The sequence below is a fragment of the Azospirillum sp. TSH58 genome (genome assembly GCF_003119115.1).
Taxonomy (GTDB): domain Bacteria; phylum Pseudomonadota; class Alphaproteobacteria; order Azospirillales; family Azospirillaceae; genus Azospirillum.
On sequence record NZ_CP022364.1, the window covers coordinates 1,699,834 to 1,713,330 of the forward strand.

The following is a 13,497-nucleotide window of genomic DNA, read 5'->3' on the forward strand; positions in this document are numbered from 1 at the left end:
AGGCCCGCTCTTACTCCCGCAGGACCCATGCTGTCGACTCTTCCCCGCCTGATCGGCCACCGCGGCGCCAAGGAAAGCGCGCCGGAAAACACGCTCGCCAGCCTGCGCGAGGCCGCCCGCCAAGGCGCCGCCTGGGTCGAGGTCGACGTGATGCTCACCCGCGACCGCGTGCCGGTGCTGATCCACGACGACACGCTGGAACGCACCACCAGCGGCGCCGGGCCGGTGCCGGACCTGACCCTGGCGGAGCTGAAGGCGCTGGACGCCGGCTCCTGGTTCGACGCCCGTTTCGCCGGCGAAACGGTGCCGACCCTGGAGGAGGCGCTGGGCCTGATCCGCAAGTTGGGCCTGGGGCTGAATCTGGAGATCAAACCCTATCCCGGCCAGGAGGTGCCGACGGCGGAAGCCGCGCTGGACCTGCTGAAGCGGCTGTGGCCCGGTGGCCTGCCCCTGCTGGTGTCCAGCTTCGAGGTGCCCTGCCTGGAGGTGGCGCGCGATCTGGCGCCGGACATTCCGCGCGGTTACCTGCTGTGGGACCCGCCCGCCGACTGGGCGGCCATCGCCGACCGCATCGGCGCCGCCACCCTGAACGTCCACCAGAACCGCCAGACGGCGGAGAGTATCGCCGCCTACCGCGCCACCGGGCGCCCGGTGCTGGCCTACACGGTCAACGACGCGGCGCGGGCGCGGACGCTGTTCGGCTGGGGCGTGGCCGGACTCTTCACGGACGCGCCGGGCCGGCTGGCGGCGGAGCTGGCCGGGCAGGCGCCCTTGTAAGGCGGTTGCAAAGCGGTTGCCCTTGGGGTCGCCGGTTGACGTTTGGGGCAAAGTCGCCGTGACAGATTTTTTTCTAACACCGCGAATCCGCTCGTCCGCACGGAAATTTCCTCATATATAGATCGCTCATGGCGGCTGGGCCGTCGGGGGCATGACTCCCGGCGGCGTTTTTCGTCGTCTTTCGGGTCGCGCTGTCCGGGCGCCCGCGCGCGGGCGCTCTCATGGTCTTGGAGGTTTCGTTGAAGGCGCTTAAGCCGTTGCTGATGTCTGGCCGGGAGGTTCTGCCGCTCGTCGAGGGTGGCAAGGGAATTGCCGTCTCCAACGGGGAAAGCTCGGGCGCCTGGGCGGCGGCCGGGGGGATCGGCACATTCTCGGGCGTGAACGCCGACAGCTACGACGAGAACGGGAATCTCCTGCCGCAGGTCTATCACGGCAAAACCCGCCGCGAGCGCCATGACGAGCTGATCAAGTTCGGCATCCAGGGCGGCATCGCGCAGGCCCGCATCGCGCACGAGACGTCGAACGGCCAGGGCCGCATCCACATGAACGTCCTGTGGGAGATGGGCGGCGCCGAGCACATCCTGCACGGCGTGCTGGAAGGCTCCCAGGGCCTGATCCACGGCGTCACCTGCGGCGCCGGCATGCCCTACCGCGTGGCGGAGATCGCCGTGCATTACGGCGTGCACTACTACCCCATCGTGTCCTCGGCCCGCGCCTTCCGCGCCCTGTGGCTGCGCGCCTACCACAAGTTCCGCGAGAACCTCGGCGGCGTGGTCTACGAGGACCCGTGGCTGGCCGGCGGCCACAACGGCCTGTCCAACTCCGAGGACCCGCTGAAGCCGGAAGATCCGTTCCCCCGCGTCCTGGCGCTGCGCCAGATGATGAACAGCTTCGGCCTGAACGACACCCCCATCGTCATGGCGGGCGGCGTCTGGTGGCTGTCCGACTGGGAAGACTGGATCGACAACCCCGACCTCGGTCCGGTGGCCTTCCAGTTCGGCACGCGCCCGCTGCTGACCCAGGAGAGCCCGATCTCCAACGCCTGGAAGCAGCGCCTGCTGACGCTGAAGGAAGGCGACGTCTTCCTGAACCGCTTCTCGCCGACGGGCTTCTACTCCTCCGCCGTCAAGAACCCGTTCCTGATGGACCTGATGGCCCGCTCGGAGCGTCAGGTGGCCTATCTGCCCAAGCCGGTGGGCGAGCATTCCGCCGAGCTGCCGCTGGGCCCGCGCGGCCGCCCGGTCTATGTGACCGAGACGGACAAGGCCCGCGCCGAGGGCTGGCTGTCCCAGGGCTTCACCAGCGGTCTGAAGACGCCGGACAGCACGGTCATCTTCGTCACGCCGGAGCAGGCGGAGCGCATCCACCGCGATCAGGTCGATTGCATGGGCTGCCTGTCGGCCTGCAACTTCTCCAACTGGGCGCAGAACGAGGAAGGCACGAACGGCAAGCGCGCCGATCCGCGCTCCTACTGCATCCAGAAGACCCTGCAGGCGGTCAGCCACACCGACGACTGCGAAAACCAGCTCATGTTCGCCGGTCACAACGCCTTCCGCTTCGCGTCGGACCCCTACTACAAGGACGGGTTCATCCCGACCGTGAAGCAGCTGGTCGAGCGGATCGCCACCGGCTACTGACGCCGGCGGTACGCGGGTTTGCGGGGGGCGCTTGCCCCCCGACCTGAAATCGTTCTAAAGTGAACGGGCTGCGGCGGATCGCCGCGGTCCGTTTCGCGTTTCGACTTTGTGACCTGAACCACGGCGAACAGACGACGATGACCGGCACCCGACCCTTCAAGCGCGCCCTCGACCGCCTGCAGACGGCCGGCTTCCGCCCGACGCGCCAGCGTCTGGGGCTGGCCCGCCTGCTGTTCGAAGGGGAGCACCGCCACGTCACCGCCGAGCAGCTCCACACCGAGGCCATGGGGGCGGACCTGCGGGTGTCGCTGGCCACGGTCTACAACACCTTGAACCAGTTCACCGCCGCCGGCCTGCTGCGCGAGGTGGTGGTGGAGGCGGGCAAGTCCTACTTCGACACCAACACCAGCGACCATCATCATTTCTTCCTGGAAGGGACGGGCCGGCTGGAGGACATCCCCGGCGACGACGTGGTGGTGCAGCATCTGCCGCCGGCCCCGCCGGGCACGCGCATCGCGCGGGTGGACGTGATCGTCCGGCTGAGCGCGGACCAGGGCGACGACCGCTGAAGGCTCGCGGCCGCAGGCCGCTTCCGGAAAAAATCCGTCTCCCGACCGGGCCTTCAGGGAATTTCCGGAACATTGACGCGTTTTGGGAGCAATGGCATAAGCCGTAGCCGAGGCTCGGCCGCCGGAGGCCCCACGCCCGCGCGCGGCCGGGCCGGACAGAACCCCGTCTGGAGAACGCCGCCATGTCGCTGAAGGGCACGAAGACCGAGCAGAACCTCAAGGCGGCCTTCGCGGGGGAGAGCCAGGCCAACCGCCGCTATCTCTATTTCGCCCAGAAGGCCGACGTGGAAGGCCACAACGAGGTCGCCGCCGTCTTCCGCTCCACCGCGGAGGGCGAAACCGGCCACGCCCACGGCCATCTGGAATTCCTGGAGGAGGCCGGCGACCCGATCACCGGCTTGCCCATCGGCGACACGGTGAGCAACCTGAAGGCCGCCATCGCCGGCGAAACCCACGAATACACCGACATGTATCCGGGCATGGCCCGCACCGCCCGCGAGGAAGGCTTCGAGGAGGTCGCGGACTGGTTCGAAACGCTGGCCAAGGCCGAGCGCAGCCACGCCGGGCGGTTCCAGAGGATGCTGGACCAGCTGTCGTCATGACGGCGCGCCGCACCGCGATCACCCGCGCCGACATCCTTCCCCCGGACCGCTACGCCCTGGAACGCGCCGCCCGCCGCAGCGCGCTGGTCGCCGTGAAGAAGACGCGCCGCGTCGCGGTCGGCCCCGACGCCCTCGTCCTTTTCGAGAATTACGAGACGATGTGGCAGCAGGTCCACGAGATGCTGTTCATCGAGCGGGGCGGCGAGGCGCAGATCGACGGCGAACTGCGCGCCTACAACGGCCTGATCCCTCAAGGGGCGGAACTGGTCGCCACGGTGATGTTCGAGATCGCCGACCCGGCGCGCCGCGCCGCCGAGCTTGGCCGGCTGGGCGGGGTGGAGCGCACGGTGACGCTGCGCTTCGCCGGCCACACGGTGACCGGCCGGCCGGAGGAGGACGTGGAGCGCACGAACGGGGCCGGCAAGGCGTCCGCCGTCCATTTCCTGCATTTCGATTTCACGGCGGAGCAGATCGCCGCCTTCCGCACGCCCGGGACGGAGGTGATCCTCGGCATCGGCCACCCCCGGTACGGCCACATGGCGGTGATGCCGGAGGCGGTGCGGGCGGAGCTTGCGGGGGATTTCGGGTAGGGGAGACCCTTGCCCCCTCCCTGACCCTCCCCCGCTGTCGCAAGGGAGGGGATAAAAGTCCCTCTCCTGCGAAGCGGGGGAGGGAAGGGGCCCGCGGCGCCAGCCGTGGGAAGGGTGGGGGCAAACGAAGGGTGGGGGCACGCCGCCCCCGTTACTCGAACGTCTCGTCCTTGTAGGCGCCCCAGAACTCTCCACGGCTCATCCAGCCGCGATAGCCCTTCAGGTCCACCTCGCACCACTCGCCCTTGCATTTGCGCAGCCAGCCGATCACGCCCGGCTGGGCGCGTGCCACGACGGCGGCGTCGCCGCGCGGCTCCTTGCGGACGGTGCGGATGTCGCCGGTGATGACGATGCTGCGCTTGCCCGACAGCATGCTCTGGTGCACCCAGCCCTCGCTGCCTTCCCAGTCGCGGATGCGGCGCCAGGTGTCGAATTCCTGCGTGATCTCCACCGGCATTTCCTTGCGGGTGAACACCCATTCGATGGGGTAGCGCACGTTGGGGCCGGTGCGCGCATTCACCTCGCCCGAGCGCAGCGACACGAAACGGGGGATCGGCAGGCCCGAGGCGTGGGTCGGGTCCTTCTCGCGCCGCCCGCCTTCCGACGCGTCGGCGGTGGACGGCGTGACCGGCGCCAGGGCTGCGACGGCCAGCGCCAGAACGGCGAGAGCGCGGCGGATGGCAGACGTCGTCGGCAACGGCAACACCGGCAGCCCCGTGCTGTGGAGATCGGAAGGATTTGAGTCGGACGCACTATAATTAGGGGTAGCCGCCGGGGGCAAGCGCAAGGCGCGGGCGGGCGTGCGACGTCGGTTCTTGTCACATGGCGGGGCGGTTCATCAGGCTGGCCGCCGCGCCGAATCGTCACTGCCATCTGGACAGCTTCCCAACCGCTTGATAGGACAAGCGTCGGCCCGGAATGGGGGAGGCACCGTCCAATGACCGAAAAGAAGAAGCCGCTCGTCGTCGTCACGCGGAAACTGCCCGACGTCATCGAGACGCGGATGATGGAGCTGTTCGACGCACGGCTGAACTCCGACGACGAGCCCTTGACCCACGCGCAGCTCATCGACGTGGTGCAGACGGCCGACGTGCTGGTCCCCACCGTCACCGACCGGATCGACCGCGAGGTGATCGAGAAGGCCGGGCCGCAGCTCCGCCTCATCGCCTCCTTCGGGACGGGCGTGGACCACATCGACCTGAAGGCGGCGCGGGAGCGCGGCATCAGCGTCACCAACACGCCGGGCGTCCTGACCGAGGACACGGCGGACATGACCATGGCCCTGCTGCTGGCGGTCGGCCGCCGGGTGGCGGAAGGCGAGCGGCTGGTGCGCTCCGGCCAGTGGAAGGGCTGGGGGCCGACGACGATGCTCGGCCACCGCATCCAGGGCAAGCGGCTGGGCATCCTCGGCATGGGCCGCATCGGGCAGGCGCTGGCGCGCCGGGCGCGGGCCTTCGGCATGTCGATCCACTACCACAACCGCCGCCGCGTCTATCCGGACGTCGAGCAGGAGCTTGAGGCGACCTACTGGGAAAGCCTGGACCAGATGCTGGCGCGTATGGACGTGGTGTCCATCAACTGCCCGCACACCCCGGCCACCTACCATCTGCTGTCGGAGCGCCGGCTGAAGCTGCTGCGCCCGCACTGCTTCATCGTCAACACCTCGCGCGGCGAGGTGATCGACGAGACGGCGCTGACCCGGATGTTGTCGAAGGGCGAGATCGCCGGCGCCGGCCTGGACGTGTTCGAGCATGAGCCGGCGGTGAACCCGAAGCTGCTGCGGCTCGACAACGTCGTCCTGCTGCCGCACATGGGCTCCGCCACCATCGAGGGCCGCATCGACATGGGCGAGAAGGTCATCATCAACATCAAGACCTTCGCGGACGGCCACGCCCCGCCCGACCGCGTCCTGGAAACGCTGCTGTAAGGCGGTGGAAGAGGGCGTCTAGAGGACGCCCTCATACAGGACGCGGTCGGGCGGGGTGCCGGATCGCTCATGCCGATGAGTATGGCCCTCTCCCTCGTCGCTTCCAAGTGGGCGCCATCCAAGGGCTCGCTGCGGTTACTCCGCGGCCAGCCCGCCGCCCAACTCGATGCGGACCTCGACGACACCGGGCTCGTCCAGGTTCTCCTTGCGGATGAAGCCGAGCGCGCGGCACATGCCCAGCATGCTGGTGTTCTCGCGCAGGACCTCGCCGTAGACCTCCTTGATCCCGCGGGAGCGGGCGTAGTCCAGGATCTTGTTCATCAGCTGGTAGCCCAGCCCCTGGCCCTTCATGTCCGAGCGCACCATCACGGCGTATTCGGCGCGCAGGTTGTCGGGGTCGGCGGTGATGCGCACCACGCCGTACATGATGGTGTCGCCGGTCTCGGGGTCCGGCCCGACGGCGACCAGACCCATCTCGCGGTCGTAGTCGATCTGGGTCAGGCGGGCGGCGGCCTGGTGCGACAGGCGCTTCAGCGGCGCGAAGAAGCGCAGCCGCAAATCCTCCTGCGTCTGGTTGGCCACCATGTGGTGCACCAGCGGCTCGTCCTCCGGCAGGATGGGGCGGACGAGGAACTGGCGGCCGTCCTTGATGGTGATGCGGTCCTCCAGCCCCTTGGGGTAGGGGCGGATGGCCAGACGCTTGGCGCCGGGCAGGGCCGGCACGCCGACCTTGATGCGGGCGTCGAGCGCCAGCACGCCCTCCGCGTCGGCGAGCAGGGGGTTGACGTCCAGCTCGGCGATCTCCGGGAAATCGACGATGAGCTGGGAGATCTTGTTCAGCGTCAGCGCCACCGCCTCCAGATCGACCGCGGCGCGCGAGCGGTAGCCCTGCAGCTGGCGCCAGATGCGGGTGCGGCCCATCAGCTCCGTCGCCAGCTTCATGTTCAGCGGCGGCAATGCCAGCGCATAGTCCTCCACCACCTCCACCCCGATGCCGCCCTCGCCGAACAGCAGGACGGGGCCGAAAAGCTCGTTCTCGGTCATGCCGACGATCAGCTCGTAGGCGTCGGCGCGCACCGCCATCTCCTGGACGGTGAAGCCCTCGATGCGGGCGTCGGGCACCGCCTCGCGCACGCGGGCCAGCATCGCCTCGGCCTCGGCCTTGACCTCCGCCGGCTCGGTCAGGTGCAGGGCGACGCCGCCGACGTCCGACTTGTGGGTGATGTCCGGCGACAGGATCTTCAGCGCCAGCGGCCCGCCGATCATCTCGGCGCAGTGGGCGGCCTCCTCCGGCGTGTCGGCGCGGCGGGTGTCAACCACCGGGACGCCGTAGGCGGCGAGCACGCGCTTGGCCTCGTACTCGCTCAGCCAGTCGCGCTTCTCGGCGATGGCGCGGGAGATGATCTTGCGCACCGTGATGCCGTCGGGCTGGAAATCCTCCGGCACCGACGGCGGCGTCTCCATCAGCAGCTCCTGGTTCCGGCGGTATTCCACCAGATGCAGGAAGGCGCGCACCGCGTGGCTGGGCGTGTCGTAGGTGGGGACGCGGTTGGCGGCGAACAGCTTGCGCGCCTCCGCCGCCGTGTTGTCGCCCAGCCAGCTGGTCAGCACCGGGTGCTTGCGCGTCTTGTTGGCGATCATGGTGTCGACCACCGCCTGCGCGGCGGCCCGCCCGTCGGTCACCGCGGTCGGGCAGTTCAGCACCAGCACGGCGTCGTTGTTGGGGTCGGCCATCAGCGCGTTCAGCGCGTCGGCGTAGCGCTTGGGCGGGGCGTCGCCGCCGATGCGCAACGGGTTGCGGGCGCTGCCGGCGCCCAGCGCCTTCTCCAGCGCGTCCATCGTCTCCGGCGCGAACTGGGCGAGCCGCCCGCCGGACAGGATCAGGCTGTCGGTCGCCATCACGCCCATGCCGCCGCCGTTGGTCAGGATGGCCAGCCGGTCGCCGGTGATCGGCGCGCCGGTGCCCAGCGTGCCCACCGCGTCGAACAGCTCGTCCAGCCCGGTGACGCGCAGGATGCCGGCGCGGCGGAAGGCGGCGTCGTAGACGGCGTCGGACACCGCCAGCGCCCCGGTGTGGGAGGTGGACGCCTCCAGCGCCTCGTCGGTGCGGCCGGACTTGATGACGATCACCGGCTTCTGGCGGGCGGCGGAGCGCGCCGCCGACATGAACTTCCGGGCGTCGCTGATGCTCTCGATGTAGAGCAGGATGGCGCGCACCGTGGCGTCGCCGGCCAGATAGTCCAGCAGGTCGCCGAAATCGACGTCCGCCTTGTCGCCCATCGAGATCAGGTGCGAGAAGCCGATCCCCCGCGCCGTCGCCCAGTCGGCGATGGAGGTCACCACCATGGAGGACTGCGCCACCAGCGCCACGTCGCCCTTCTTCGGCGTGACATGGCCGAAGCTGGCGTTCAACCCGCGGCCCGGCACCATGATGCCCAGGCTGTTGGGACCCAGGACGCGCATCAGGTGGGGCTTCGCCGCCTCGCGCAGGGTCTGGGTCTGCTCCTTGGAAAAGCCGCTGGAGATGACGATGGCCGCCTTGGTCCCGCGCTTGCCCAGCGCCTCGACGGTGGCGGGCACCGTGGCGGCGGGGGTGCAGATCACCGCCAGATCCGGCGTGATCGGCAGATCGTCCACCGTTTTGTAGGTCAGCACCCCCTCGACCGCACGCTCGCCGGTCACCGGCATGATCGGGCCGTCGAACCCGGCGTTGAACAGGTTGCGGGCCACCACGGCGCCGATGGTGCTCGGCTTTCGGGTCGCCCCGATCAGAGCGATGGATGCGGGTTTGAACAGGCGGTCGAGGTTGCGAACGGTCATGGCCGGGTTCCGGGGGTTCGTCTCACACAGCAAGGCTCGAACAGCCGCCACTCCGTTAAAGATCGGACCGGGGCCGTCGACTTGCAATCAGCGGTAAGGAGGCAATCGCAGGACGGGAACGCGACCGATCGCCGCTCATGTTGCGGTGCAACATACACATTGGTCATACCTTTGTACAGGCGCCCTTTGTCGCGCCCCCCTCCGAAGCGGATATCCCCGCTGCGCATCGGGGCTTGAGCGGGCGGGCGCGATGCTCCACCCTGTTGACCCTCAACGGAAAAACAGGGAGCGGGAGCCATGAAGGTCGGGATCGTCGGGGCCGGCGCGGTGGGCGCCACGGCGGGATTCGCCATGGTGATGAGCGGTTCGGCCAGCGAGGTCGTGCTGGTCGACATGAATGAGAAGCTGGCGGCGGCCCAGGCGCAGGACATCGCCCACGCCGTGCCCTTCGCCCGCGCCGCCCAGGTGCGCCAGGGCGGCTACGCGGCGCTGGCCGGGGCCGGCGTGGTGGTGCTGGCCGCCGGCGTGGCGCAGCGGCCCGGCGAGACGCGCCTGCAACTGCTGGAGCGCAACGCGGCGGTGTTCGGCGCGATCATCCCGGCGGTCCTGGCGGCGGCGCCCGACGCGATCCTGCTGGTGGCGACCAACCCGCTGGACGTCATGACGCAGATCGCCACCCGCATCTCCGGCCTGCCGCCGTCGCGGGTGATCGGCTCCGGCACGATCCTCGACACCGCGCGGTTCCGCGCGCTGCTGGCCGACCGGCTGGGGGTGACGGCGAAGTCGGTGCACGCCCATGTGGTGGGCGAACATGGCGATTCGGAAGTCCTGCTGTGGTCGGGCGCCTCCGTGGCCGGACTGCCGGTGGACCGCGCCGCCGAGCGGCTGAAGCGTCCCCTGACGGCGGAGGACCGTGCCGCCATCGACGAGGGGGTGCGCCGGGCGGCCTACCGCATCATCGACGGCAAGGGCCACACCGCCTTCGGCATCGCCGGCGGCCTGTCGCGCATCGTGGCGGCGATCGCCGGGGACGAGCGGGCGGTGCTGACCTGCTCCATCCTCAACGACGAGGTGCTGGGGGTGCCGGACGTGGCGCTGTCGCTGCCGCGGGTAATCGGGGCGGGCGGCGTCCTGGAGACGGTGATGCCCGACCTGTCGGAGGATGAGGCGGCGGCGCTGAAGCGCAGCGCGGACATCCTGAAGGAGGCGGTGACCTCGGTGGAGAAGTCGCTGCCGTGATGGGGTGAGGAGGAAAGCGGGGCCGGTTCGCGTTGCAGGACCGGCCCCGCGGTGCGGAGCCGGTCCTTGCAACCCGTCCAGTCGAGAGGCGCGTCAGACCACCGGGCCGAGCTGACCCTTGGTGGCGGCGGCGGCGCGCTCCATGCCTTCCTGGATCTTCTTGGCGGCTTCCTGCTCGTCGCCCCAGCGCAGGATCTTCACCCACTTGCCCTTTTCCAGATCCTTGTAGTGCTGGAAGAAGTGGGCGATCTGCTCGGTGGTGATCTCCGGCAGGTCCTTGTAGGACTTCACGTTGCTGTAGAACGGGTGCAGCTTGTCGACCGGAACGGCCAGCAGCTTCTCGTCCTCGCCGCCCTCGTCCTCCATGAACAGCACGCCGATCGGGCGCGAGCGCAGCACGGCGCCCGGGATCACCGAATGGCGGCCGACCACGCAGACGTCCACCGGGTCGCCGTCACCCGACAGGGTGTGCGGGATGAAGCCGTAGTTGCAGGGGTAGTACATGGCGGTGTGCAGGAAGCGGTCGACGAACATCGCGCCCGACTCCTTGTCGATCTCGTACTTCACCGGCTCGCCGCGCAACGGGATCTCGATGACCACGTTCACGTCCCACGGGGCGTTCTTGCCGACCGGAACCTTGCTGAGATCCATGGAAAACCATCCTTCGACTGCAAAAGCGGGTTGCGCTTGGTTGTGGACGCGGGCCAAAGCTCCCGGCGCCGCGCGCGCGGAGTTTAGGCAGATGCGGGCATAAGTCAAAGCCACTTGCGCAGGTGCGGCAAAGGGACGAGCCTTCGCCATGCCCTTCATCCTTCTTGCGCTGCTCTGTCTCGCCTTTTTTCCCCTTGCGGCGCGGGCCGAACCCCCCGCGAAGGCTGTCCACGCCATCGCGATGCATGGGGACCCCGCCTATCCGCCGGGCTTCGCCCATTTCGCCTACGTCAACCCCGACGCGCCGAAGGGCGGCGCCCTGCGCCAGGCGGTGACCGGCGGCTTCGACACGCTGAACCCCCATGTGGTCAAGGGGGTGCCCGCCCTGGGTCTTGGTTTCGTCTTCGAAACGATGCTTGCCCGCTCGTGGGACGAGCCCTTTTCCCTCTACGGCCTGCTGGCCGAGAGCCTGGAGGTGCCGGAGGACCGCGGCGCCGCCACCTTCCACCTCAACCCCGCCGCGCGATGGCACGACGGGACGCCGGTGACCGCCGCCGACGTGCTGTTCTCGCTGGAGGTCCAGCGCGCCCACGGCACGCCGAACCGCCGCCAGTATTACGCCAAGGTGGCGAGCGCCGCGGCGCCGGACGACCGCACCGTGCGCTTCGTCTTCGCCCCCGGCCCGGACGGGCGTTTCGACCGCGAGATGCCGCTGCTGATGGGGCTGATGCCGATCCATGCCAAGGCGTGGTGGGCGGGCCGGGACTTCGCCGCCACGACGCTCGACCCGCCGCTGGGCAGCGGCCCCTACCGGGTCAAACAGGCGGAGGCCGGGCGGCGCATCGTCTACGAACGGGTGGCCGATTACTGGGGGCGGGACCTGCCGTCGCGGCGCGGGCTGTTCAATGTCGATGCGCTGGATTTCACCTATTACCGCGACGACTCGGTGGCGCTGGAGGCCTTCCTGGCCGGGCAGGGCGACGTGCGGCGCGAATCCGATCCCGCCAAATGGGCCACCGGCTACGACGGCCCGGCGCTCCGCGCGGGGCGGATCGTGCTGGAGGAACTGCCGCACCGCCGCCCGGAGTTCGCCCGCGGGCTGATCTTCAACACCCGCCGCCCGCCGTTCCAGGACATCCGGGTGCGGCGGGCGCTCGGCCTCGCCACCGATTTCGCCTGGATCGGCAAGACCCTGTTCCACGGCGCGCTGGTCCGCACCGCCAGCTATTACCCGAACTCCGAACTGGCGGCGGAGGGCCTGCCGGGGCCGGAGGAGTTGACGGTGCTGGAGCCCTTCCGCGACCGCCTGCCGCCGGCGCTGTTCACCGAACCCTTCACCCTGCCGCACACCGACGGCGGCGGACCGGCGGGGGCGCGGGGCAACCTGCGCGAGGCGCTGCGCCTGTTGGCGGAGGCGGGCTGGCGGGTGAGGGGCGGGCGGCTGACCGACGGGGCGGGACGCCCCTTCGCCTTCGAGATCCTGCTGGGCAATCCGGCGGACGAGCGGGTGGCGCTGGAATACGCCCGCTCGCTGGAGCGGCTGGGCATCGCCGCCACGGTGCGCACGGTGGACAACGCGCAGTATCAGGCGCGCCTGGATCATTTCGATTTCGACATGACCCTGCGCTGGTGGATTTCCAGCCTCTCGCCGGGCAACGAGCAGCTTTACTATTACGGGTCCGAGGCGGCGGACCAGCCGGGCAGCCGCAACTATCCGGGCATCCGCGACCCGGTGGTGGACGCCATCGCCGCCTCCATCGCCGAGGCGCGGACGCGCGCCGACCTCGTGGCCCGCGTCCGCGCGCTCGACCGGGTGCTGCTGTGGGGCCATTACATGGTGCCGCTGTTCCACAGCCCGGCGGACCGCATGGCCCGCTGGTCGCGGCTGAAGCACCCGGAGGCGACGCCCCTCTACGGCCCGCTGGTCGAGTCCTGGTGGATCGGGGAGGGTGGCTGAGCCTCACCATGCCCGCCATGGACCCGGTAGGCGTGCAGGATCACATCGGCCACGGCGTCCAGATCGGTGAAGCGGTCGGTGTTGACGATCAGGTCGTACTGCAGCGGATCGCCGTTGGAGACCTTGAAGAACTCCTTGAAATACTTGGCGCGGGCGGCGTTGATCCGCTGCACCTCGTGCAGCGCGTCGGCCACCTTGGCGGGATCGCCGCCGGCCAGCCGCGCGGCGCAGACCTCGTCCGAGCCGACGATGCGGACGCGGAAGCGCGGCGCCCCGCGCAGCAGCAGATGCGCCCCGCGCCCGACGATCACCCCGCCGCGGAAGGCGATGCCGTTGACCACGCGGGTCAGCAGCCGCTGGTACTCGGTCAGCGGGTCGTGCAGCCCCATCAGGCTGGCGTAGAGGAACATCCCCGCCCGCCCCGGCAGCTTCTCGTCGAGCTGGCGCATCAGCGCGGGATCGGAGGTGGCCGTCGCCACCACGGCGTCGAGGATTTCCTTGTCGAAGCAGGGCACCCCCAGCGACTCGGCGAGCTTCGCCGCGATCGCCTCGCCGCCGGTGCCGTGCTCGCGGGCGATGGTGACGACGGGGGGCGGGGACTCCAGCGGGCCGGAGCGGGGCCGGTGCGGCTGGAACTGGTCGGTTCGGACGTAGGTCAGAAGCGCCTGGAATTCGTCGCGGGCCATGGCTTCCCTCCGCGAACGGTTGCGACGAGTCCAGTGTCCGGC

At 69.7% G+C, this 13,497-nt stretch carries 12 protein-coding genes; 8 read left to right on the top strand and 4 right to left on the bottom strand.

Annotated elements, in window-relative coordinates; all coding sequences use genetic code 11:
• The first annotated feature begins 27 nt into the window (after nt 1-27).
• The 5 genes from TSH58p_RS11565 (at nt 28) to TSH58p_RS11585 (ending at nt 4,175) form a co-directional block, all read left to right on the top strand.
• On the top strand, nt 28-777 hold the full coding sequence (locus tag TSH58p_RS11565; RefSeq protein ID WP_109072601.1) for a glycerophosphoryl diester phosphodiesterase: 750 nt from the start codon (nt 28-30) through the stop codon (nt 775-777).
• Between the two features lie 239 nt (nt 778-1,016).
• Nucleotides 1,017-2,414, top strand: a complete 1,398-nt coding sequence (locus TSH58p_RS11570; protein ID WP_247874294.1) for a nitronate monooxygenase family protein — start codon at nt 1,017-1,019, stop codon at nt 2,412-2,414.
• A gap of 137 nt (nt 2,415-2,551) precedes the next feature.
• Entirely contained in the window at nt 2,552-2,983 is a 432-nt protein-coding gene (gene irrA, locus TSH58p_RS11575; protein WP_109072599.1) for an iron response transcriptional regulator IrrA, read from the top strand.
• Nucleotides 2,984-3,165: 182 nt separating this feature from the next.
• Nucleotides 3,166-3,585, top strand: coding sequence for a rubrerythrin family protein (locus TSH58p_RS11580; protein ID WP_014238831.1), 420 nt, complete (start codon nt 3,166-3,168; stop codon nt 3,583-3,585).
• Nucleotides 3,582-4,175: a DUF3501 family protein gene (locus TSH58p_RS11585; protein ID WP_109072598.1), complete on the top strand. Its 594-nt coding sequence runs from the start codon at nt 3,582-3,584 to the stop codon at nt 4,173-4,175. Before TSH58p_RS11580 ends, TSH58p_RS11585 begins: the two co-directional genes overlap by 4 nt.
• 151 nt (nt 4,176-4,326) lie before the next feature.
• On the opposite strand, the gene TSH58p_RS11590 is transcribed toward TSH58p_RS11585, so the two are convergent.
• Complete coding sequence (locus TSH58p_RS11590; RefSeq protein ID WP_109072597.1) at nt 4,327-4,881, bottom strand: SH3 domain-containing protein; 555 nt, start codon at nt 4,879-4,881, stop codon at nt 4,327-4,329.
• A 231-nt stretch (nt 4,882-5,112) separates the two neighbouring features.
• Between TSH58p_RS11590 and TSH58p_RS11595 the strand changes: the two genes are divergently transcribed.
• Nucleotides 5,113-6,102 carry a D-glycerate dehydrogenase gene (locus TSH58p_RS11595; RefSeq protein WP_014238828.1) on the top strand — a complete coding sequence of 330 codons (990 nt, stop codon included), beginning with the start codon at nt 5,113-5,115 and terminating at the stop codon, nt 6,100-6,102.
• Nucleotides 6,103-6,237: 135 nt separating this feature from the next.
• Here the strand turns inward: TSH58p_RS11595 and TSH58p_RS11600 are convergent, their stop codons facing one another.
• Nucleotides 6,238-8,922, bottom strand: coding sequence for a bifunctional acetate--CoA ligase family protein/GNAT family N-acetyltransferase (locus TSH58p_RS11600; RefSeq protein WP_109072596.1), 2,685 nt, complete (start codon nt 8,920-8,922; stop codon nt 6,238-6,240).
• A 297-nt stretch (nt 8,923-9,219) separates the two neighbouring features.
• Here TSH58p_RS11600 and TSH58p_RS11605 point away from each other — a divergent pair, with 297 nt between their 5' ends.
• Entirely contained in the window at nt 9,220-10,161 is a 942-nt protein-coding gene (locus TSH58p_RS11605) for an L-lactate dehydrogenase (protein ID WP_109072595.1), read from the top strand.
• Nucleotides 10,162-10,254: 93 nt separating this feature from the next.
• Here TSH58p_RS11605 and ppa read toward each other — a convergent pair whose 3' ends face one another.
• Nucleotides 10,255-10,812: an inorganic diphosphatase gene (ppa, locus tag TSH58p_RS11610; protein ID WP_014238824.1), complete on the bottom strand. Its 558-nt coding sequence runs from the start codon at nt 10,810-10,812 to the stop codon at nt 10,255-10,257.
• Nucleotides 10,813-10,960: 148 nt separating this feature from the next.
• On the opposite strand from ppa, the gene TSH58p_RS11615 reads away from it, so the two are divergent.
• Entirely contained in the window at nt 10,961-12,769 is a 1,809-nt protein-coding gene (locus TSH58p_RS11615; protein ID WP_109469224.1) for an extracellular solute-binding protein, read from the top strand.
• Here TSH58p_RS11615 and TSH58p_RS11620 read toward each other — a convergent pair.
• A complete protein-coding gene (locus TSH58p_RS11620; RefSeq protein ID WP_109069259.1) occupies nt 12,724-13,455 on the bottom strand; it encodes an AAA family ATPase in 732 nt (243 codons plus the stop codon). The two genes, TSH58p_RS11615 and TSH58p_RS11620, sit on opposite strands and share 46 nt — an antisense overlap.
• Between the last annotated feature and the right edge of the window lie 42 nt (nt 13,456-13,497).